17 protein-coding genes are annotated in these 20,464 nt (G+C 58.9%); 9 read left to right on the top strand and 8 right to left on the bottom strand.

From position 1 onward, the window contains the following. The first annotated feature begins 9 nt into the window (after window positions 1–9). Entirely contained in the window at window positions 10–1,080 is a 1,071-nt protein-coding gene (locus ACR0NO_RS12885) for an agmatine deiminase family protein (RefSeq protein ID WP_480724217.1), read from the top strand. On the opposite strand, the gene ispG is transcribed toward ACR0NO_RS12885, so the two are convergent. The 3 genes from ispG to hemA all read right to left on the bottom strand — a co-directional run bounded on the left by ispG (window position 1,081) and on the right by hemA (window position 4,822). After that, on the bottom strand, window positions 1,081–2,202 hold the full coding sequence (ispG, locus tag ACR0NO_RS12880) for a flavodoxin-dependent (E)-4-hydroxy-3-methylbut-2-enyl-diphosphate synthase (protein ID WP_480724216.1): 1,122 nt from the start codon (window positions 2,200–2,202) through the stop codon (window positions 1,081–1,083). Between the two features lie 70 nt (window positions 2,203–2,272). Further along, a complete protein-coding gene (locus tag ACR0NO_RS12875; protein ID WP_480724215.1) occupies window positions 2,273–3,469 on the bottom strand; it encodes a helix-turn-helix domain-containing protein in 1,197 nt (398 codons plus the stop codon). A gap of 129 nt (window positions 3,470–3,598) precedes the next feature. Beyond that, on the bottom strand, window positions 3,599–4,822 hold the full coding sequence (gene hemA, locus ACR0NO_RS12870) for a 5-aminolevulinate synthase (RefSeq protein WP_480724214.1): 1,224 nt from the start codon (window positions 4,820–4,822) through the stop codon (window positions 3,599–3,601). A 328-nt stretch (window positions 4,823–5,150) separates the two neighbouring features. On the opposite strand from hemA, the gene ACR0NO_RS12865 reads away from it, so the two are divergent. Beyond that, entirely contained in the window at window positions 5,151–6,536 is a 1,386-nt protein-coding gene (locus ACR0NO_RS12865) for a dipeptidase (protein WP_480724213.1), read from the top strand. A 136-nt stretch (window positions 6,537–6,672) separates the two neighbouring features. On the opposite strand, the gene lpdA is transcribed toward ACR0NO_RS12865, so the two are convergent. Then, the gene (gene lpdA / locus ACR0NO_RS12860; protein ID WP_480724212.1) at window positions 6,673–8,067 is read right to left on the bottom strand and encodes a dihydrolipoyl dehydrogenase; all 1,395 of its coding nucleotides are present in this window, start codon (window positions 8,065–8,067) and stop codon (window positions 6,673–6,675) included. Between the two features lie 216 nt (window positions 8,068–8,283). On the opposite strand from lpdA, the gene ACR0NO_RS12855 reads away from it, so the two are divergent. Further along, window positions 8,284–8,718 (top strand): hypothetical protein, encoded by a 435-nt coding sequence (locus tag ACR0NO_RS12855; protein WP_480724211.1) that lies wholly within the window; start codon window positions 8,284–8,286, stop codon window positions 8,716–8,718. Here the strand turns inward: ACR0NO_RS12855 and ACR0NO_RS12850 are convergent. The 4 genes from ACR0NO_RS12850 to ACR0NO_RS12835 form a co-directional block, all read right to left on the bottom strand. Next, complete coding sequence (locus tag ACR0NO_RS12850; RefSeq protein ID WP_170373995.1) at window positions 8,715–9,293, bottom strand: DUF924 family protein; 579 nt, start codon at window positions 9,291–9,293, stop codon at window positions 8,715–8,717. The genes ACR0NO_RS12855 and ACR0NO_RS12850 overlap by 4 nt on opposite strands. A 100-nt stretch (window positions 9,294–9,393) precedes the next feature. Continuing rightward, complete coding sequence (locus ACR0NO_RS12845) at window positions 9,394–10,674, bottom strand: MFS transporter (RefSeq protein WP_170688841.1); 1,281 nt, start codon at window positions 10,672–10,674, stop codon at window positions 9,394–9,396. A 112-nt stretch (window positions 10,675–10,786) separates the two neighbouring features. Beyond that, window positions 10,787–11,833 carry a tRNA preQ1(34) S-adenosylmethionine ribosyltransferase-isomerase QueA gene (gene queA / locus ACR0NO_RS12840; RefSeq protein ID WP_480724210.1) on the bottom strand — a complete coding sequence of 349 codons (1,047 nt, stop codon included), beginning with the start codon at window positions 11,831–11,833 and terminating at the stop codon, window positions 10,787–10,789. 40 nt (window positions 11,834–11,873) lie between these two features. Beyond that, window positions 11,874–15,257 (bottom strand): YhdP family protein, encoded by a 3,384-nt coding sequence (locus ACR0NO_RS12835; RefSeq protein WP_480724209.1) that lies wholly within the window; start codon window positions 15,255–15,257, stop codon window positions 11,874–11,876. A 68-nt stretch (window positions 15,258–15,325) separates the two neighbouring features. On the opposite strand from ACR0NO_RS12835, the gene ACR0NO_RS12830 reads away from it, so the two are divergent. The 6 genes from ACR0NO_RS12830 (at window position 15,326) to aqpZ (ending at window position 20,408) form a co-directional block, all read left to right on the top strand. Then, a complete protein-coding gene (locus ACR0NO_RS12830; RefSeq protein ID WP_480724208.1) occupies window positions 15,326–15,787 on the top strand; it encodes a peroxiredoxin in 462 nt (153 codons plus the stop codon). Between the two features lie 86 nt (window positions 15,788–15,873). Continuing rightward, entirely contained in the window at window positions 15,874–16,692 is an 819-nt protein-coding gene (locus ACR0NO_RS12825; RefSeq protein WP_480724240.1) for a ferritin-like domain-containing protein, read from the top strand. A gap of 174 nt (window positions 16,693–16,866) precedes the next feature. Further along, entirely contained in the window at window positions 16,867–18,198 is a 1,332-nt protein-coding gene (locus tag ACR0NO_RS12820) for a DUF5930 domain-containing protein (RefSeq protein WP_480724207.1), read from the top strand. Further along, window positions 18,188–18,688, top strand: coding sequence for a bactofilin family protein (locus ACR0NO_RS12815; protein WP_170676405.1), 501 nt, complete (start codon window positions 18,188–18,190; stop codon window positions 18,686–18,688). Before ACR0NO_RS12820 ends, ACR0NO_RS12815 begins: the two co-directional genes overlap by 11 nt. A 119-nt stretch (window positions 18,689–18,807) precedes the next feature. After that, window positions 18,808–19,629 (top strand): M90 family metallopeptidase, encoded by an 822-nt coding sequence (locus ACR0NO_RS12810; RefSeq protein WP_480724206.1) that lies wholly within the window; start codon window positions 18,808–18,810, stop codon window positions 19,627–19,629. Between the two features lie 92 nt (window positions 19,630–19,721). Then, a complete protein-coding gene (gene aqpZ, locus ACR0NO_RS12805; RefSeq protein WP_170458789.1) occupies window positions 19,722–20,408 on the top strand; it encodes an aquaporin Z in 687 nt (228 codons plus the stop codon). Window positions 20,409–20,464 lie beyond the last annotated feature (56 nt).

Here is a 20,464-nt window from a genome sequence, read left to right as displayed (position 1 = left end):
ACTCCCGAAGTGAATCGTCGACAGCTTTTGATTGCCGGAGGGGCGCTGGGAGTTGTGGGTTTGCCAAGTCAATCCTCAACCCAGCCTCGTTCTGGCTACTACGTACCGGCCGAGGAAATGCGTCATCAGCGCACTTTCATGCAATGGCCCAGCAGTAGAAAAGTCTATCGCGACCCCATATTTCTAGACTTGGTACAACAGACAATTGCGGACATTGCCAACGCGATCGCGGCTTTTGAGCCTGTAACGATGTTGGCTGCAGAAGAACATCAAAACGCCGCCCGCAGGAGGCTTTCTTCGCAGGTCGAGCTTTGGGACATCCCTACCGAAGACCTTTGGTGCCGAGACTCCGGTCCGGTTTTTGTCGTAGACGGACAAGGCAAACTGGCCATCAGCCAAATCCAATTCAATGGCTGGGGGCAAAAGCAACTCCACGCCCTCGATGCAAAAGTAGCCAGCAGGGTCGCGGATCGGTTAGGCCTAACTCTGCGACCCACCGGTTTGCAAGGCGAGGCTGGTGGGGTCGAGCAGGATGGGCATGGGCTGCTCATGGCGCATGAAAGCTCTTGGGTGAATGAAAACCGCAATCCTGGCATGACACGCGGCGAAATCGAAAGCCGTCTGCTGGCAGCTTATGGCGCTGACCGCATCATTTGGTCCGAAGGTGTCTTGGGCGAAGATATCACCGACTACCATATTGATAGCCTCGCCCGCTTTACAGGGCCGGGGCGCGTTCTCATCAACCTTCCAGATGAACCAGACATGGGTGATCCGTTTCACCTAGCTGCACTGGACACTCATGATCGGCTTGCGGACGAAGGCTTGCAGATCGACGTAATCCCCGAACCTTTCGAACGTCGTGTTCAAGACCCGGAATTCGTAGCCTCATATGCAAACTACTATGTCTGCAACGGTGCAGTGGTGATTGCCGAGTTCGGAGATAGTGAAACGGACAAAATTGCGCGCAATGCCCTTGGGCGTCACTACCCCGGGCGCGAGGTCGTTTCATTGAATGTCGACATACTGGGCGAACTGGGCGGAGGCATTCATTGTGCGACGCAGCAAATGCCCGCAGTGTAGCTACTCTGCAGCCTCCTCTGCCGCATCCAGCTCAGAGGCCTTTTTCTCGACCTCTTCCACGATGTGATCGATCATCTGGTCGTTCGACATCTTGTGGCTAGCCTTACCTGCGAGATAGACCATGCCCGACCCTGCTCCGCCGCCGGTGAAGCCGACATCGGTCATCAGTGCCTCGCCCGGGCCGTTGACGACGCAACCGATGATCGACAGGGACATCGGCGTCTTTATGTGTTCCAGACGATGCTCCAGCGCCTCGACGGTTTTGATCACGTCGAACCCCTGACGCGCGCAGGAGGGGCAAGAGATGATGTTGACGCCGCGATGGCGCAGGCCCAGCGATTTCAGGATTTCAAAGCCAACCTTGACCTCTTCGACCGGGTCGGCGGACAGGCTGACACGGATCGTATCTCCGATCCCCATCCACAGCAGGTTGCCCAGCCCGATGGCGGATTTGATGGTGCCACTTACCAACCCTCCGGCCTCGGTGATGCCAAGGTGTATGGGGGCATCCGTGGCCTCAGCAATGCCCTGATAGGCCGCCGCCGACAGGAACACGTCGCTGGCCTTCACGCTGATCTTGAATTCGTGGAAATCATTGTCCTGCAGAATGCGGATATGCTCCAACCCGCTCTCGACCATCGCCTCGGGACAGGGCTCGCCATATCTCTCAAGCAGGTGCTTTTCCAGCGACCCCGCATTCACCCCGATGCGGATCGAGCAATTGTGGTCGCGGGCGGCCTTTATGACTTCTTTCACGCGTTGTTCGTTGCCGATATTGCCCGGGTTGATCCGCAGGCAAGCGGCGCCGGCTTCGGCCGCTTCGATGCCGCGGCGATAGTGAAAGTGAATGTCAGCCACGATGGGAACCGAGCTTTCGCGCACGATCTCTTTCAGCGCCTTGGCCGAGTCCTCATCCGGGACCGAGACCCGCACGATATCGGCCCCAGCCTCAGCCGCAGCCTGAACCTGCGCGACCGTTGCCGCCACATCAGTGGTCAGGGTGTTGGTCATGGTCTGAACGGCAATCGGAGCATCGCCGCCGACCGGCACGTTGCCGACCATGATCTGGCGGGATTTACGGCGGTAGATATCGCGCCAGGGACGTACGTGGTTGAGCGACATGAAGAGTGGTCCGCATCTGCCTAGGTTGCCTCATAGATAGTTCGGCAACCGGACTAGAGCAATGGCAAGACTATTCGGCAGGCTCGTCGGTTACTTGCGTCTGAAGTTCGGCAACCAATTGCTTGAGGGCACTGTTCTGTTCAGCCTCGAGATCGGCGACGGCATAGGTCTCAGCCACCGCGTCCTTGGACAGGACGACGCCCTTCGCCACAGTGCCAGGGGCACCAACCGGACCGAAATGCTCACCATTCATCGAAAAGAACACCGAACCCGACGCCCCGGCCCGCAACAGAGGAGGTTCTTCGGTCAGCGGCACTTCGAACACGCTGCCCTGTTCTACCGTGCCGAGCGTACCTTCGAAGATCACGCTGCCATCGGCGGCCGTGACGCGCATCCACGCAGGGTTCACGGCGACAATCTTCAACGTCGTATCCAGCTGCTCAACCACCTGCGGCAAGGCCGGGCGTTCAACCGTGTGCAATTCGGCCACCTGAACCTCGGGCAGTTCCGGCGGGCGGAATGTGCCAACGGTCCGCGGGTCAAGCGTGGAAATCGGAGCATCCCGTGCGACCATCACCGGCACATCCAGCGCTTGCGGGCGATAGAGGCGATCCAGCGCTTCGGTCGAAGCGGTCTCGACGGTGTCAGTGCTACGCGCCGCATCAAGGGGGTCTAGGTCCGACAGAACAACAGGAGCTTGCTCAACCGGGCTGACCTGCACCTGCTGGATTTTGTTCAGCACGGCCCAGCCGCCATAGCCAATGCCGCCGATAACGGCCAGCAACACTAGGGATGAGCCAATCGCGCGCGGTTCAACCTGACTGACAAAAGATTCTTTGCCAGGGATATATGGCGTGTTCGGAGACACAAACGGATCCCGCCCCATCGGGCCACGGGCCGGAAGATCTCCGGTCGGTTTGCGCACGACCGAGGCCTCGGCGGACATGCCATGCGCGACCTCAAAGCCGCTTTCCTTGCAAAAGGCGGCAAAGGTCTCATCCGGGTTCATGCCCAGATACCGTGCGTAAGAACGCACATACCCGGCGATGAAGCCGGGTGTATCGAACGCATCAGGATCGGCGTTTTCGATGGCAGCGATGTAGTTGGCTTTGATCCGCAGTTCGCGCTGAACATCTAAAAGGGATTTGCCCATGGTGGCGCGCTCGCCGCGCATCTGATCACCAAGCCGTACTTCGTAGTCGTCAAAACCCTTTGGTCTGACTTCCACACCTTCTTCGGAATCGCGCTGTGATCTGCGCCCAATCATTCCTGCCGCCCCATTTTGCCTGTCGCGTGTTTCACGCTAATGGCGAATCGTCCCCATAACGATTCGTCCACTTATTTTGTTAGCGTAAGCTTAACACGCGGCAAACACGTTGCACACTTTAGCGTGAGGTTAACCGGCAAGTTCGGCGCGATTTAGCGCACAATGTGACCAAAGTTCGTCCATCGCCTGAACCAGGCGGTTCATCTCACCAGGTCCATGGACCGGAGATGGGGTGAAGCGCAGGCGCTCTGTACCACGTGGAACCGTCGGGAAATTGATCGGTTGCACATAGATACCGTGGTCATCCAGCAAGCGGTCGCTCAGGATTTTGGTATGGACTGGGTTACCGACGATAACAGGCACGATGTGGCTGCCATGGTCGATCAGCGGCAGGCCCAAGCCTTTCAGACGCAGTTTCAGGATTTTGGCCTGTGTCTGATGCTGCTCGCGCAGTTCCGGTGTCACTTTCAGATGCGCGACCGAGGCCGCCGCACCAGCCGCAACAGCGGGCGGCAGAGAGGTGGTAAAGATGAACCCCGGCGCGTAGGAACGCACGGCGTCGCACATCTTTTCGCTGGCGGCGATATAGCCCCCCATAACGCCATAGGCTTTGGCCAGAGTGCCATTGATGATGTCGATGCGATGCGCCAGACGGTCACGCTCGGTCACACCACCACCGCGCGGGCCGTACATGCCAACCGCGTGGACCTCGTCGATATAGGTAAGCGCACCGAATTCATCTGCCAGATCGCAAATCTCTTCGATCGGGCCAAAATCGCCATCCATGGAGTAGACCGACTCAAATGCGATCAGCTTGGGGGCTTTGGGGTCGTCTGCTTCGAGCAGCTCACGCAGGTGGGCGACGTCATTGTGGCGGAAGATGCGCTTGGCGCCGCCATTGCGCCGCACGCCTTCGATCATCGAGGCATGGTTCAGCGCGTCCGAATAGATGATCAGCCCCGGGAACAGTTTCGGCAAGGTCGAAAGCGTCGCGTCATTGGCGATATAGGCGCTGGTGAACAGCAGAGCGGATTCTTTGCAATGCAAATCGGCCAGCTCGGCCTCAAGACGCTTGTGATATACAGTCGTGCCCGAGATGTTGCGTGTTCCGCCCGAGCCTGCACCCGCCGCATCGACGGCTTCGTGCATTGCGTTCAGAACAACCGGGTGCTGGCCCATGCCAAGATAGTCGTTGCCGCACCACACGGTAATGTTCTGTTGTGTTCCATCGGGACGGGTCCGAACGGCATGCGGGAAGTGCCCGTTGCGGCGTTCGATATCGATAAAGGTCCGGTAACGTCCTTCGTTATGCAGCCTGGCAATCGCTGAATCGAGCTGAGCAGTATAGTCCAACGGACCCTCCTTGATCGCCTCGGGCAAACCCCTCACCCAAAGCCTGTATTCCGCCACCTTACAGGGCATTGCCCCTAAAGCAGCTTTGTGTTCGCACGTTCGACCTTATTAAAGCCGCTAGTTAGAACCCAACTTTGATTTGCATCAAATATAAGCTTCATAGCCGCGCAGCAAGTAAACTTACGTCTAAAAGACGCGGGGAAACGACGCAGGTACAGAAGCTTAACTTCAGCCATTCACTACGGGGCAGTACTGCGCACTCTGCTCTGGACGGCAGCGCCAACACTGATAGGGTTCGCGCAAATCATTCTCTAGCAGGAGCCCTGTTATGTCGCTAGACGCCGTGCTGAACCGGATCGACTCTGATCTGCAAACCTCGATCGATCGCCTGATGGAGCTGTTGCGCATCCAATCGATCTCAACCGATCCCGCTTACAAGGCCGAGGTCGACAAGGCTGCAGACTGGCTGGTCTCGGACCTGCAGGGCATTGGTATTGCAGCGGAAAAGCGCGAAACACCCGGTCATCCTATGGTTGTGGGTCATGTGGGTGACGATAACGAAGGCCCACATGTGCTGTTCTACGGGCATTATGATGTGCAACCCGTCGATCCGCTGAACCTGTGGAACCGCGATCCGTTCGACCCCGCCATCGAGGAGACCGAAAATGGACCCGTCATTCGAGGCCGTGGTTCATCCGACGACAAGGGCCAGCTGATGACTTTTGTCGAGGCCTGCCGCGCTTGGAAAGCTGTCCACGGCACCCTACCCTGCCGCATCACCTTTTTCTTTGAAGGTGAAGAGGAATCAGGCTCGCCCTCGCTGGTGCCGTTCCTCGAAGCGAACAAAGACGAATTGCAGGCCGATCTGGCCCTGGTTTGCGACACCTCGATGGTGTCACGCGGAGTGCCTTCTATCGCGTCGCAATTGCGCGGCATGCTGAAGGATGAGTTCACCATCGTCGGCCCCCGCATCGACCTGCATTCCGGCCACTACGGCGGCCCCGGCCTGAACCCGCTGCGCGAATTGTCCAAGATCGTGGCTTCCTTCTATGACGATGAGACCGGACGGGTCGCTGTCGAAGGTTTCTACGAAGGCGTTCACGAGGTCCCGGCAGATCAATTGCGCCAGTGGGAAAACTGCGGTTTTGACGAAGCCGAATACCTGAACTCGGTGGGATATAGCCAACCGCATGGCGAAAAAGGTTATTCCACGCTGGAACAGCAATGGGCACGCCCAACGCTTGAGGTCAACGGCCTGTGGGGCGGCTACAACAGTGCCGGATCGAAAACGGTGATCCCGTCAGAGGCCCATTGCAAAATCACCTGCCGCCTAGTCGGTGACATGGACCCCGACGCATTGCGCGACAAAATCCGCAAGCACGTAGAAGAACGCCTGTCGCCGGACGCCAAAGTTGTCTGGGACAATGACCTCGAAGGGTCCCCAGCCTCGGTCATGAATCTCGATCGCCCTGAATTCGAAGCGGCACGTGATGCGCTGTCTGACGAATGGGGCCGCGAAGCCGTGTTCACCGGAATGGGCGGCTCAATCCCGGTTGTTGGTTACTTCGACACCGTTCTGGGCCTGGATTCGATGCTGGTCGGCTACGCCAATGACGACGATGCCATCCACTCTCCGAATGAGAAATACGATGTCAAAAGCTTCCACAAGGGCATTCGCTCTTGGGCCCGCATTCTCGATGCTTTGAATTCGTAGAAGTCTTTTGCGAGGCTCTGCCTCGCGCTCCGAGGTATTTTCGGCCAGATGAAGGACGGATCTCATGCTTCATCTGGCTATAAAAATCCCGGGGGAGTCGCGGCTTGCCGCGACGGGGGCAGCGCCCCCTAACCCCTTACATATGGATCACGCGATCATACGCATCCAGAACGCTTTCATGCATCATTTCTGACAGTGTCGGATGCGGGAAGACCGTGTTCATCAGGTCTTCTTCCGTCGTCTCCAACTGGCGACCGACCACGTAGCCCTGAATCATCTCGGTCACTTCCGCGCCGATCATATGCGCGCCCAACAGCTCACCGGTCTTGGCGTCGAAGATCGTCTTGATCATGCCCTCAGGCTCTCCAAGCGCGATCGCTTTACCGTTCCCGATGAACGGGAAGCGGCCCACCTTGATGTCGTAGCCCAGCTCTTTGGCCTTGGCTTCGGTATAGCCAACCGAGGCCACTTGCGGGTGACAATAGGTGCAACCTGCGATGCTTTCGGGTTTGACCGGATGCGCGTGTTTGCCTGCAATCAGGTCGGCCACCATGACACCTTCGTGGCTGGCTTTATGAGCCAACCAAGGCGCGCCGGCGATATCGCCAATCGCATAGAGACCATCAACGCCGGTGCGGCAGAATTCGTCTGTGACAACGTGGGTGCGGTCGATTTTCACACCCAGTGCTTCCAGTCCCAGATTCTCGACATTGCCGACAATGCCAACGGCCGAGATTACCGTGTCGAACTCGTGCTTCTCGACCTTGCCTTTGACTTCGATATGCGCGGTGACCTTGTCCTTGCCGCGATCAAGCTGCTTGACCATCGCCTTCTCCATGATGGTCATGCCCTGCTTGGTGAAGGCTTTCTTCGCGAAGGCGCTTATCTCGGCATCTTCAACCGGAAGCACGCGGTCCATCACTTCAACCACGGTCGTATCCGCGCCCAGCGTGTTGTAGAAGCTGGCAAATTCGATGCCGATGGCGCCTGAGCCGATGACAAGCAGTTTCTTGGGCATCCGCGGCGGCTGCAGAGCGTGTTTGTAAGTCCAGACCAAATCGCCATCCGCTTCCAGCCCCGGAAGCTCACGCGCTCGTGCACCGGTGGCGAGGACGATGTTCTTGGCGGTCAACTCTTCGGTGCCCTTCTCGGTTTTCACCGAAACTTTGCCCTTTGCGGTAATCGTCGCCTCGCCCATCACGACACTGACTTTGTTCTTCTTGAGCAAGTGGCCGATCCCACCCGACAACTGGCCGGCAACGCCACGTGAGCGTTTGACCACCGCGTCCAGATCGTAACCGAACTTGTCTGCCGTCAGACCAAAGTCCTTCGCGCGCTCCATCAGGTGGAAGACTTCTGAGGAGCGCAGCATTGCCTTGGTGGGAATGCAGCCCCAGTTCAGACAGATGCCGCCCAGATGCTCTCGCTCGACCACGACGGTTTTGAGGCCCAGCTGTGCCGCGCGGATTGCGGCCACATAGCCGCCCGGACCAGCACCGATTACGATCAGATCAAAAGATTTTTCAGCCATGTGTCCCTCTCGGCCCAGGTCGGTTTGAAATTTAGTTTAGCATTAAACTATTTTTCACAGCGCATCAATATAGACATACCGCGACAAAAGCGACGCCGGTACGTTAGGGTCGATACGTGCAGTTTTCAGCCTATACCCAAGCTTTTTCAAAGGCTAGAAAAGAACAGCTAGGGCCTCTGCCCACCATATATTCACAAAGAATTCGAAAGACTTATCATGGCCAAGACCCTCAAAGACCTTCTCCTTGCACTTCTGAATGCAACGCTGATCCTTGTCGCACTTTGCCTGTTTTTGGGTTGGAAACTGGCTTCGACGGTGGAGGACGTCACCTCGGGGCTGTCGGAAAAGCTACAAGTTGTCGCCCCGTTGCAGGACGAGGCGCAGGGTATTCGCGAGCAGCTTTCCGGACTGCGCAGTGATTTGGCCCGCATTCAAGAGGACGGTCTGGTGAGCAACACCGTCGTTTCTCTGCGAATGTCCAATACGCTGGACAAGCTGGAAACGATAGAAACCAAGCTGCAGACCGTTCAGACCCGGTTTGCAGAGTTGGCGGAATCACCTGACCAATTAATTGACCATGCAATTGAGACCTCGGCCGACGTGGTAGCCGACCGGATCATTGCTATCCGCGGATGCGGGCCCGAAAGTTAACCGGCTGCTTGCAACTCGCGCACAGTGGCGCCATAGCCGCCCATGTCGACATAGGCGGTCTCATGCACGGTTGGGGTACGTGACAGGGCCTCATTCCGATAGGGGAAGCGTCCGAATTTTCGGATTACCTCACGATGCGCGCGCGCGTGCAGCAGGTTGCTGGAATCTTCGCTGCTGAGGTTCTGGCAAATCAGACGCACACAGCGTTCCTGATCACACAGGTTCTCGGAATGCATCATCGGCAGATAAAAGAACTGCCGCGCGGGTTCGTCGATTTTCATATCCCAGCCCTTGTCCACCGCACATTTCGCTGCGGCCAGAGCCGCCCGATCCGACGAAAAGGCCCGTGCCTCACCCCGGAACATGTTACGCGGGAATTGGTCTGTTAGGATGATATAGGCCAGCGACCCGCTAGGATATGTCAGCCAGAGCGAAAACTTGCCCTCTGCCGCGGCTTCCCAAGTGGTCAGGAAACGGTCGCGGATCTGCTGATCCAGCGCGTCGTCCTGCATGTACCACCCCTTGGGGCCGACCTCATCCAACCAAAAACTCAATACGTCTTCAGGACCAACCATTGCCCTTAACTCCGTGTGTTGCCCTCCCCAGGGACGTAAGGTCATTTAAGGCTGTTTTACAGATTTGTAACAGTAAAATATTACTACATTTCGGACATATTTAGGCGTTAGCGGAAACATCTTGTGCGTCCTCCTCGGCCTCGGCGGCTTCGATGGCCACTTCCTGGGCCACCTCAAGCGCAACGGGGGATGCGGACGGGTACAGAGGCGACATGGTGCCGGTTTCGTCGACTGGGATCGCCGCGCGCTGCGTCATGCGATACATTGCGTAGCCGGCCATCGCGAACAGCAACGCCGCGATGAACAGGAAAAAGCCAGGAGGTCCAAAGATCCCGTCCCCCATCAACCAACCTGTAATCAGCGGGCCAGCAATCGCGCCCAAACCGTTGATGAAAAGCAAACCACCAGATGCAGCGGCCATGTCCTCACGATCCAGAAAATCGTTCGTATGGGCGATTAGCAGGGAATAGAGCGGGTTTGACATACCACCAATAAAGAAAGCGGTAACCAGAAGGATCGGGAAATTCACCCCGAATAGCATGCCAGCTACGGCACTGGCACCCCCCATGGCTGCCGCCAGCAGGATCAGAAAACGCCGATCCATCCGATCCGAGAACCATCCCAGCGGGTATTGCAGCACGATAGCGCCGATGTAGAAGGCGGCCACGAAGGTCGAAATCTCGATCAGGCTCAGCCCAGCACGCGCGCCATAGACCGCCGCCATGCCGAACTGCGCCGAGAACACTCCACCCAACAGGAACATGCCCACACAGCCCAAGGGGGATTTGCCCATCAACTCGCGCAGGGTCATGGGTTTGGTGGTATCGAATGCAGGGGTTGGAGAAATCGATAAAAGGATCGGCGCGAACGAGACGGAAACGAGGATCGACGCGATCACAAAAGTCTCATACCCTGCTGGATCGCCCAGCAGAACCAACCCCTGAGCCGAAATGATCCCCAGCATCTGCACAATCATATAGAGCGACAGTGCCTGCCCCCGGTTTTCATTACTGGCCGCGTTGTTGAGCCAGCTTTCAGCGGTCACGTACACGCCCGAGAAACAGAAGCCGATCACGGCACGCCCCAGGAACCACGCGATCGGGTCGGTCAGCATCGGATACATGATCATGACCGCTGAAATGAAAGAGGCCAGGGCTGCGAAGACACGCACATGGCCGACCCTGCGGATCATCTCAGGTGCGAGGCGCGATCCGCCCAGAAACCCCATGAAATAGGCCGACATCACAAAGGACATCTCAAGGGTCGAGAAACCTTCGATTTCACCGCGAACACCCAGAATCGTACCTTGCAGACCGTTGCCGACCATCAGCAAACCCATGCCGAGAAGAAGCGCCCAAGCGGTGGACAGAACCTGAATCATTTGGGCCTCCGGGATGTGCCAAGCTGAATTGCGAGTCGTTTTGCGATCAAAACAAATGCAGATCGCGCCTGTCTACGACATTCCCTGTCTGACAGTGTCGCGGCTGAGGGTTTTAGGGGATCAGAAGGGATGAATCCCCATACGAGAAGAAGCGATATTTCTGTTCAATCGCATGGGCATAGACGGACCGCATACGCTCTTGCCCCATCAGGGCCGAAACCAGCATCAGCAGGGTCGATTTGGGCAGGTGGAAATTGGTCATCAGTGCGTCTGTCACATGGAACTGAAAGCCCGGATAGATGAAGATGTCGGTTTCCCCTTCCCAAGGCGCGATCTGCCCACTGCGCGCCGCACTTTCGATCAGACGCAGTGCGGTGGTGCCGACCGGGATCACCCGGCCCCCTGCCTCTTTGGTGGCGCGGATCTCATCAGCGGCCTGCTGACTGACCCGGCCCCACTCGGAATGCATCTTATGAGTTGTCACATCCTCGACCTTGACCGGCAAAAACGTGCCCGCGCCCACATGCAGGGTCACGAGGCTGAACTCCACCCCGCGCTCGGCCAGTGCCGCCATCAGCGCATCGTCAAAATGCAGCGACGCGGTTGGTGCGGCCACAGCGCCCGAGTTGCGCGCCCAGATGGTTTGGTAATCCGTCTTGTCCTGCTCATCCGCTGGACGTTTGGCGGCGATGTACGGTGGCAAAGGCATAGCACCGGCCTGTTCAAGGGCGGCGTCGAAATCCTCACCACTGAGGTTAAACTGGAGATAGGCTTGCCCGTCCTCGACCCGGCCCAGAGTCGCACTGAGATCGTCGGAGAACACGATCTCTTCGCCCGGTTTGACCTTTTTCAACGGCTTGATCAGCGCGGTCCAGGACCCATCCGCCTGAGGCTCCAGCAACGTCGCCTCGATCGCAGCGGAAACCGGCCCCTGCGCGCTGTCGCGGTGCCGCCGTCCGCTGAGCCTTGCCGGGATCACGCGCGTATCGTTCAACACAAGCCGATCGCCGGGGCGCAGCCAGTTGGGCAGATCGAACACATGGCTGTCCGAGATCGCCTCGCGCTCGGCCACCAGCAAACGCGCGGACGAGCGCGGGTTGGCGGGCCGGGTGGCAATCAGGTCTTCGGGCAGGTGGAAATCAAAATCGCTGAGTTTCATGGCCGCGCCATACAAGGCCGCAAGAGATTCGGCCATATCCCTAGCGGTCGCTTTTCGGGGCGCCGTAAGTTCGCTTGGGTTCGTCAGGTTTGCGCGGTTGAGCGTTCGGCCCATCTGAAACCGTAGGGGCCGGAGGACGCAGAAGGTTGCGCAGGAACAGCGGCGCGAGGCCCGACAGCGGGTTCACCGAGACCTTCGGGTCTGCCAAAGGCCCCGTAAGGGAATAATTGAACCCGATGACCCCCTCGCCCTTTTTGGTAAAGACGCTGCCAACCGCATTCAGCAGGTAGATCGGGGAAATGGCACCCCGCAGGTTCAGCGTCCCGGCCACCGTATTCACCGTTCCGTCAAAAGACAGGCCCATGGACGGGCCAACAGCACTTCCGCTGAGAATCTTTACCTCGGTCGGGGTGATCCGCATCCGGCTGTCGATGGACGAGAAGAAAATGCCCTGGCCAGCCATCTCGTCCAGCAACCCGACCAGACTGATTGCGTTCAGCAGTGCAGCCATCGCAGGCGCATCCTGAATACGGGTGCTGACGATACTCAGGATCACGTCATAGCTGCCAGCTGCCGCGACCGGCTCCAACTGTACGTCCAACGTTCCGCCCCTTGCTTGCGTCAGCAAACCCGCCGAGCGCAAGACGGCGCCGGCATCGTTCGAGGTCAGCTCTACCGCGCTGCGCGCGCCCCGCGGGGTGAGGCGGCCTTGCATGGCAGCCCCTCCGTTGACACGAGCGTTGAAGGTACCGTTGACCCCTCCGGTCGTTTGAAAGGCGCCTTTGAAGCCGGTCAGCGCCACGCCCTCGGTGACTTGCAGACGGTCAAGCGTTACGTCGAGATTCGGGCCAGCGCCCGAGCCGCTGCTGCCGCCCTCGGAACCGCCGAACGTGGCGCGGCCCAGGTTCAGCACCCCGCCGAGAACGCGAATGTCAGGTGCGGCATTGCCCCGCCCGATCAGCTCAGCCGGTACAGCCAGCCAGTTGCCCAGATCGAAGGAACTGAAGGAAACACGGTCAAAATCCCCGTCCCGAAAGGTGATCGACGCTGCGGTCCGCAACCCCGCCGCCTGTAGGTTCAGGGCATCAACCTTCAGCCCATCGCCCAGTGTTGCATCAGCAGTCAACGTGCCGCTGGTCGACGCGGGTTTGCGCCATCCCAGCTCGGGTATAGCCAGCGTGACGCCAACCAGATCGGAATAGGCCGACAGTTGCGGCGGTGCGCCTGCACCGATACCGAGCGTAAAATCAGCCGTGCCAGACCCGCTTAGGAAGCTTTGCGGCAATCCGGCCTTCAATTCAGCCATCAGGCGCTGAGACAGCTCGATCTGCCCCGTCAAGGTGCTGCGCTGCGCCGTCTCGCCATCAATCGGCTGTTGCCATTTGGCCTGCATGGGCACATCGCCGAACAGGCCCTGCCCTTCGATTTGCACTCCAGTCTGGTCTCCGGACAACTCCAGCATCGGTGCGCTGACGGAAAATCCCGGCACCAGACGGTCGCTCCGCAGGTCGCCGAGGCTGCCTGTAAAGTGAAACTGCGTGTCCTGAAACTTGAGACCCTTGATCAGCGGCAAGGACAACGTGCCCGAAAGCACCACATTTCCCTCGGCCATATCGACCGGCAGCCCCGCCTTGCTGAGCAGGCTAAGCGGCGGGCGATCCAGTAGTGATAGCGCGGCAGTGACACCCCCCGTTGCACTTATCCGTGCAATACCCGGCGTATTTTTTTTGATTTCGGTATCGGGAATGATAAACGACGTCCCCGACGCATCCACCGCCCCGCCCTGATCGGCCATCACCACACCCTGCTGTGCTGTTGCGGTAAAGCGGTCGTCAATCAGGCTGGCCTGCCCCTGCGCGCCTACGACCGGAGGCAGCGTCTTGGCAAAACGGATGGTGGCATCCTCGAACCCGAAATCCAGATAGATGTCGGGTTTGTTGTCGGGCCGCAGACGCAGCGCGAAATCCATATCCGACAACGCCCCCTTGGAGAGGTTCTTGGTCACCCATTCCCGCGGCTTCGGTGCCAGACGCTCGGGCCAGTAGTTCAGAACCTCATCCGAATTCATCTGGTTGAGATGCGCATCCAGATCGGCCGACCAGCCATCGGCCAGCCCGACCAGCAGACCCGAGGCCCGCACGCGGTGGCCGCCATCCTCGATCGTCATCTGACCTACGCGCAGCCGGAAAGGGGCGAATTTCATCTGAACGTCCAGATCGGCCCTTTTCAGGTTCAGAGGCTCGGGGAAGAGGTTGGCCGGGTTGACGTTGATCCCCGTCAGGCTCCACTGCCCATCCAGACTGTCGAGCGTGCCGTTTTCCACCCCTTGCAGATAGGCTTTGCCCGTGGCCTGCACCGATCCCCATGCGGAATCGATCGAGACCTCGTTGAAGTCCAGCTCCTGCCGGTTGGGGTCATAGGTGAAATAGGTGCGCGCAGAGTCGAACGGGATGGCGCGTGTCTCGGGGTTCGGCTGAACCGCCCCGGCCCCCAGATTGAGCGTCGCGAAAACAGGGCCGAACGCGCCTGAACCATCCACACTGCCCCGCACCGCGCCCGAGATCGGCGTTTTCAGAACCTGCAACCACGCCAGCGCCGGGCTTTGGCCGTAGATATCCTCGGCCGGGAGGTCGGTGATCGTCACGCCAAAGCGCGCCTCGGGCGTGCCCAGAATGCTAGTATAGTTCGCCTCGATCTGGCTGACAAAATCGCGCCCCGACAGGACCGAGAACCCGGTGGCCAACCGCATGTCATCGTCATTGCGGGTAAGCTGAATGTGGCCGCCGTCCAATATCCAGGACCGCCCCAACCGCAGATCGCGATAGTCCAGCGTGATCGCATCCAACTGCACCGAGGTCAGCGCAGACAGGGCCGGAGACAGGAACACCTCATCCCCGGCCTCGATCAATTCGGCCAGGTTCGACGCGCTTTGCACCGGCGCGCTGCCAGTGCCCACTGTCAGCGTCAGCGCGCCGTCCTCACCTCGGGTCAGGGCGATCTGCGCTCCGCTGAGTATGATCCGCTTGGGCCGCACATGACCCCGCAGCAAGGGCCGCATCGCAAGACTGGCCCGCATGTCCGACACTTGGGCGATCTGTTGTCCGGCCTGATCACTGATGGACACATCCGTCAGTCGCAAACGGGGCCGCCAGCCTTCGTGAATGATAAAGCTAACATCGCCAAAGCGGATCTGGAGGCCACCCAGATTCTCCTCCAACCGCGCCTCAACGTGACTGCGCAGCCAGGCCGGGGCGTGCATGCGCTGGCCCAGCACCATGAACCCCGTGACCACAGCCAGAACGACCAGCAAAACAACGCCGCGCAACGTCCAGATGCCCGCCGTCCGACGGCGCGAGCGGCGGCGTTTCGGTTGGCCAACCTCTTCGCTATTGTCCTGATCCTGCTGCACCAATTTGCGTTCCACGCCTTTCAACCCGTCCGCGTTGCCCTATGATATCGGGCAGCGTTTAAAAACCTTTAGCGGAGTTTCCAATGCCCGACGTTTCAGACATGGCCCCTGATTTCACCCTTCCCCGAGACGGCGGCGGTGAGGTATCCCTCGCGGATCTGCGCGGCAGTACCGTCGTTTTATTCTTTTATCCCCGCGATGATACGCCGGGCTGCACCAAGGAATCCATCGGTTTTTCGGAGCAGCTTCAGGCCTTTGCCGATGCGGGCGCTCAGGTCTTCGGCATCTCGCGCGATAGCGTTGCCAAACATGACAAGTTCGTCGCCAAACACGACCTGACCACGCCTTTGCTGTCGGATGAAAACTCGACCGTCTGCGATGATTACGGCGTCTGGGTCGAAAAGAACATGTATGGCCGCAAATCCATGGGCATCGAACGCTCGACCTTCCTGATCGACGCCGAGGGCCGCATCGCTCAAGTCTGGCGCAAGGTCAAAGTGCCGGGCCACGTGGATGCGGTACTTGAGGCCGTCAAGGCGATGTAGCCCCCTCGACCCCGCGCGCCATCCGGTTTATCCCCGGCCCCGACACGACAAGGCGGAGCGTACCCGTGCCCAAAACACTGACCCAGATGGCAACCGAGGTTCTGACAACAGCGGACGGGCGGGAGAAAACCGCCCTGTCCAAACGCCATGCCGCCGCTTGGTTCGCATCGCGTAAGGGCGAGGGTGACGCGATTGAAATCGGCACCGCAACCCCGCCTTTGAACCCTGCACGCCCTAAAAAGCCCGAGCTACTCTCACCGCGCGAAGTGCCAAAGCGCAAACCGGGGTCCGAGGCCGGACGGATCGCGCTCCTGCACGCTGTTGCACATATTGAACTGAATGCCGTGGATCTGCATTGGGACATCATTGCCCGCTTCGGTCACGTGCCCATGCCGATCGGTTTTTACGATGACTGGGTCAAATGCGCCGAAGAAGAATCGCGCCATTTTGAGATGGTGTGCGATTGTCTGGAACAGATGGGCAGCCTTTACGGCGCCCTGCCCGCCCATGCAGGCATGTGGCGCGCCGCCGAAGACACTGCCGAAGATCTGATGGGCCGCCTTGCAGTGGTTCCCATGGTGCTAGAGGCACGCGGGCTGGACGTCACACCCGGCATGATCGATATCTTTCGCAAGGCAAAGGCGGAACAGGCCATCGCTGCACTCGAGGTGATCTATGCGGAAGAGGTCGGCCACGTCGCCTATGGCTCCAAGTGGTTCCATTTTCTATGTGGACGCGAAAACGCCGACCCCAAGGACGTCTTCCACCAATTGGTTCGGCGCTATTTCCACGGTGCCTTGAAACCGCCCTTTAACGAAGAGAAGCGTGCCGAGGCAGGATTGCCGCCGGACTTCTACTGGCCGCTAACCGAGGACATGCCCGCGCCGGGTCAGGTCTCAGACTGAGTCTAAAGGTAAATTTCGGCAGGTTTTCGCCGATCCGTAGGGGGAAAACTGCACCTTCAACGACAAATTGGTCAACAAACTTGCCGGAATGCTGAGACCCTATTAAGCATCCCGTCCAAGGGACGGCTATTGCACCACGACCGGTCCCGATCTTGGGGATGAGAGGTAAGACGCGTGAGAACACGTCTGGCAATTAAATTTCACTCGCTGCTCGAACGGCATTTCCCGGAACGCCGGGTTTTTCTGAAATCTGACAAAGACACGCGGTACATCCGTCTCAGCTCGGAAACGCAGATCGCTGCGGTGGCCGGTGTGGCCGTCATGGTTGGCTGGACCGCCGTCGCCACAGCGATTCTGCTGATGGACAGTATCGGATCTGGCAACTTCCGCGAGCAAGCCAAACGCGATCAGGCCACCTATCAAGAACGTCTCAACATCCTGTCCGCTGAGCGTGACGCCCGCGCTCAGGAAGCCTTGGCCGCGCAGGACCGGTTCAACGCTGCACTGGCGCAGGTCTCGGCGATGCAGTCCGAGCTTTTGGCCTCGGAAAACCGTCGGCGCGAGTTGGAGACTGGGATCGAGGTGATCCAGACCACGCTGCGCGCAACGATGAAGCAACGCGAAGAGGCCCGTGGCGAACTGGCGAAGCTGCAACAGGATGCGGATACAACGGACTCCTACGTCGTGGCCGCCTCGGCCCCGGCGCAGATGGAATTCATGACCGACGCGCTGGCTCGCACCGCGGAAGAGCGGGATCAGATCGCAGCCGACGCGCGTGATGCGCTGGACCAGCGCGATGACCTGGAGCTGGAAATCCGACTGATGCAGGAACGCAGTGACGAGATTTTCCGCCAGTTGGAAGAGGCGATGGTGATCTCGGTCGAGCCTCTGGACAAGATGTTCCGCCAGGCGGGTATGCCCACAGACCGCATCATCGAAGAGGTGCGACGCGGATATAGCGGTATGGGCGGTCCGCTGACCCCTTTATCCCTGAGCACCCGCGGCGAGGAGAGTGACATCTCCGCCGACGAGGTGCGCGCAAACCAGCTTCTACAACAAATGGATCAGTTGAACCTTTATCGTCTGGCGGCCGAAAAAGCGCCCTTTGCGAACCCGGTTCATTCCGCTGTGCGGTTTACCAGCGGCTACGGCTCGCGCCGCGACCCCAAAACGGGCGGACGCCGGATGCATAACGGCGTCGATTTCGCGGGTCCCCAAGGCACCGATATCTTTGCAACCGCAGATGGCGTGGTCACCCATGCCGGTTGGCAGTCCGGCTTTGGACGCCTTGTGAGGATCAAACACGCCTTCGGGATTGAGACACTTTACGCTCATAACACCAAGATCAACGTTAAGGTCGGCCAAAGGGTCTCGCGCGGGGATCATATTGCTGATATGGGTAGCACCGGACGGTCCACCGGCACGCATTTGCACTATGAGGTGCGCGTGAACGGAAAACCTGTAAACCCAATGACTTACATCAAGGCTGCGAGAAATGTTTTCTAAGAGCAAAATCAACGAGCCCGCATCCAAGGAGTCTGAGGCGGCAAAACCTGCTGCTCCGGCGACTCCGGCGGCCCCTGCCCCTTCTGAACCCAAGGCCAGCACGGCACCCAAGCCTAAGCCGCCCGCATCGGTCCTGTCTTCGGACCTGCATATCACCGGCAACATCAAGACAACCGGTGATATTCAGGTTGAAGGCACTGTCGAAGGCGACATCCGCGCGCATCTGCTGACCATCGGCGAAACCGCGACCATCAAAGGCGAAGTCACTGCAGACGATGTTGTTGTCAACGGCCGCATCGTAGGTCGCGTGCGTGGCCTGAAAGTCCGCCTGACCTCGACCGCACGTGTCGAAGGCGACATCATCCACAAGACAATCGCCATCGAAAGCGGCGCGCATTTCGAAGGTTCGGTTCAGCGTCAGGACGATCCCCTGAACCCTGGCCGCGGTGCAAAACCGGGTGCCAACCCGGCTGCGGAAGTCAAACAGTAAAGCAAATCCAACCCGGATTTTTAAAACGCCGCAGGCCATCCTGCGGCGTTTTCGATTCAACTGTGGGCCTTGCTCTGAATCCAGTTCCAAGCTTGAACTGATACGGCTAAGCTCCACCCATGTGGATGTTTTTTGCTCTTGTCGCAGCCCTAGCAGGCGCTTTTCTGTATTGGTCCTGGTCAAAGAAAAAGACGCGTGCAGCACTTCTGGCCGAGCCTCTCAGCGAAGACGACCGGCGCATCATCGCGGCACAGGTCCCCATCCTCCAACGTGTTCCTGCCGACCTGCGTGAGAAACTGGATGGCAAGATCAACTTGTTTTTAGAACAGGTGAGCTTTTACGGTTGCGACGGGCTGGAAGTCACCGATGAGATGCAACTCTCCATCGCCGCGCAAGCCTGCCTGCTCGTGGTGAACACCGACACCTGGTACGACAATCTGACGACTGTTCTGATCTATCCCAATGCTTTTAAGTCTCGTCAGCAAAGGCGCAGCGGTTATGTGATCACTGAGAAAGAGATCATCCGAACCGGCGAAAGCTGGGACCGTGGCCCGGTGATCCTGTCATGGGCCCATAGCAAGCAAGGCGCGATGAATGACCATGACGGGCACAACGTGGTATTCCATGAGTTCGCACACCAGATCGACGACCTGTCGGGTGGCACCAACGGAGTTCCGGTCTTGGCAAAGGGACAGAGCTATGCTGAGTGGGAAAAGGTCTTTCTAACGGCCTATTCCGACCATGTCGCGGCAGTAGAGGCCGGGCATCGCACCGTCATCGACCCTTACGGTGCCGAAGGCCATGAGGAGTTCTTCGCTGTCTCGGTCGAGGTGTTTTTTGAGCGCCCTCTCGCCCTGCAAAAGGCGGCACCTCATGTCTATGAACAGCTTGCCGCGCTGTTCAATCTCGATCCCGCGACATGGGGTGGCATACCTAACTGACGCGCAGGCCGTGAAAATTCCCCCAAACGCAAGTTTCACAAATCACAGTTTTTGAATTACTCTGGTTCTCATTGATTAATGGAGGACTATTCATGTCATCAAAACTCATGGCCGAATTCTTCGGCACGTTCTGGCTGGTTCTGGGCGGCTGCGGCAGCGCAGTTCTGGCGGCAGGGGTCGCTGATGTCGGCATAGGATGGCTTGGTGTATCCTTCGCCTTCGGCCTGACCGTTTTGACAATGGCTTATACCGTGGGCCATATCTCGGGCGGGCATTTCAACCCCGCGGTGAGCCTCGGCCTGATGATCGGAGGGCGCTTTCCCGCCAAAGACCTATTGCCTTATTGGGTCGCTCAGGTGCTGGGTGCAATTGCGGCAGCGGTGGTGCTGTATGTGATCGTTAGTGGCGCGCCTGGTTTTGAAGGCGTGGGCGGGTTTGCCTCAAACGGCTATGGCGAGGCGTCACCCGAAGGCTATTCCATGATGTCTGCGCTGGTGATCGAGATCGTGCTGACCGCGTTCTTCATCGTGATCATTCTGGGGGCCACCTCCAGCGGAGCACCTGCGGGCTTTGCCCCGATCGCCATCGGCCTGGCCCTGACCCTGATCCACCTGATCTCAATCCCTGTCACCAACACGTCGGTTAACCCGGCACGGTCCACGGGCGTGGCACTGTTTGCGGATGGCCCCGCCCTTGCACAGCTCTGGCTGTTCTGGGTCGCCCCGCTGATCGGGGGTGCCATCGGTGCGTTGATCTGGAAAGCAATGGGCGACGACTGATCTAGGTCCCTAGCCCACAAGAAAACCCCGGCGCATGGCCTGCGCCGGGGTTATTC

Source organism: Ruegeria sp. CL3, assembly GCF_056536505.1.
The sequence above is the reverse complement of the archived record's forward strand: the minus strand, read 5'-3'. Positions and strand labels throughout refer to the sequence as shown.

What these genes read in the sequence shown, in the direction of transcription:
- ispG (WP_480724216.1), bottom strand. Translation starts at nt 2,202, where the DNA reads ATGTCGCTCAACCACGTACGTCCCTGGCGCGATATCTACCGCCGTAAA.
- ACR0NO_RS12875 (WP_480724215.1), bottom strand. Translation starts at nt 3,469, where the DNA reads ATGATTGGGCGCAGATCACAGCGCGATTCCGAAGAAGGTGTGGAAGTC.
- ACR0NO_RS12865 (WP_480724213.1), top strand. Translation starts at nt 5,151, where the DNA reads ATGTCGCTAGACGCCGTGCTGAACCGGATCGACTCTGATCTGCAAACC.
- lpdA (WP_480724212.1), bottom strand. Translation starts at nt 8,067, where the DNA reads ATGGCTGAAAAATCTTTTGATCTGATCGTAATCGGTGCTGGTCCGGGC.
- ACR0NO_RS12855 (WP_480724211.1), top strand. Translation starts at nt 8,284, where the DNA reads ATGGCCAAGACCCTCAAAGACCTTCTCCTTGCACTTCTGAATGCAACG.
- ACR0NO_RS12850 (WP_170373995.1), bottom strand. Translation starts at nt 9,293, where the DNA reads ATGGTTGGTCCTGAAGACGTATTGAGTTTTTGGTTGGATGAGGTCGGC.
- ACR0NO_RS12845 (WP_170688841.1), bottom strand. Translation starts at nt 10,674, where the DNA reads ATGATTCAGGTTCTGTCCACCGCTTGGGCGCTTCTTCTCGGCATGGGT.
- queA (WP_480724210.1), bottom strand. Translation starts at nt 11,833, where the DNA reads ATGAAACTCAGCGATTTTGATTTCCACCTGCCCGAAGACCTGATTGCC.
- ACR0NO_RS12830 (WP_480724208.1), top strand. Translation starts at nt 15,326, where the DNA reads ATGCCCGACGTTTCAGACATGGCCCCTGATTTCACCCTTCCCCGAGAC.
- ACR0NO_RS12825 (WP_480724240.1), top strand. Translation starts at nt 15,874, where the DNA reads ATGGCAACCGAGGTTCTGACAACAGCGGACGGGCGGGAGAAAACCGCC.
- ACR0NO_RS12815 (WP_170676405.1), top strand. Translation starts at nt 18,188, where the DNA reads ATGTTTTCTAAGAGCAAAATCAACGAGCCCGCATCCAAGGAGTCTGAG.
- ACR0NO_RS12810 (WP_480724206.1), top strand. Translation starts at nt 18,808, where the DNA reads ATGTGGATGTTTTTTGCTCTTGTCGCAGCCCTAGCAGGCGCTTTTCTG.
- aqpZ (WP_170458789.1), top strand. Translation starts at nt 19,722, where the DNA reads ATGTCATCAAAACTCATGGCCGAATTCTTCGGCACGTTCTGGCTGGTT.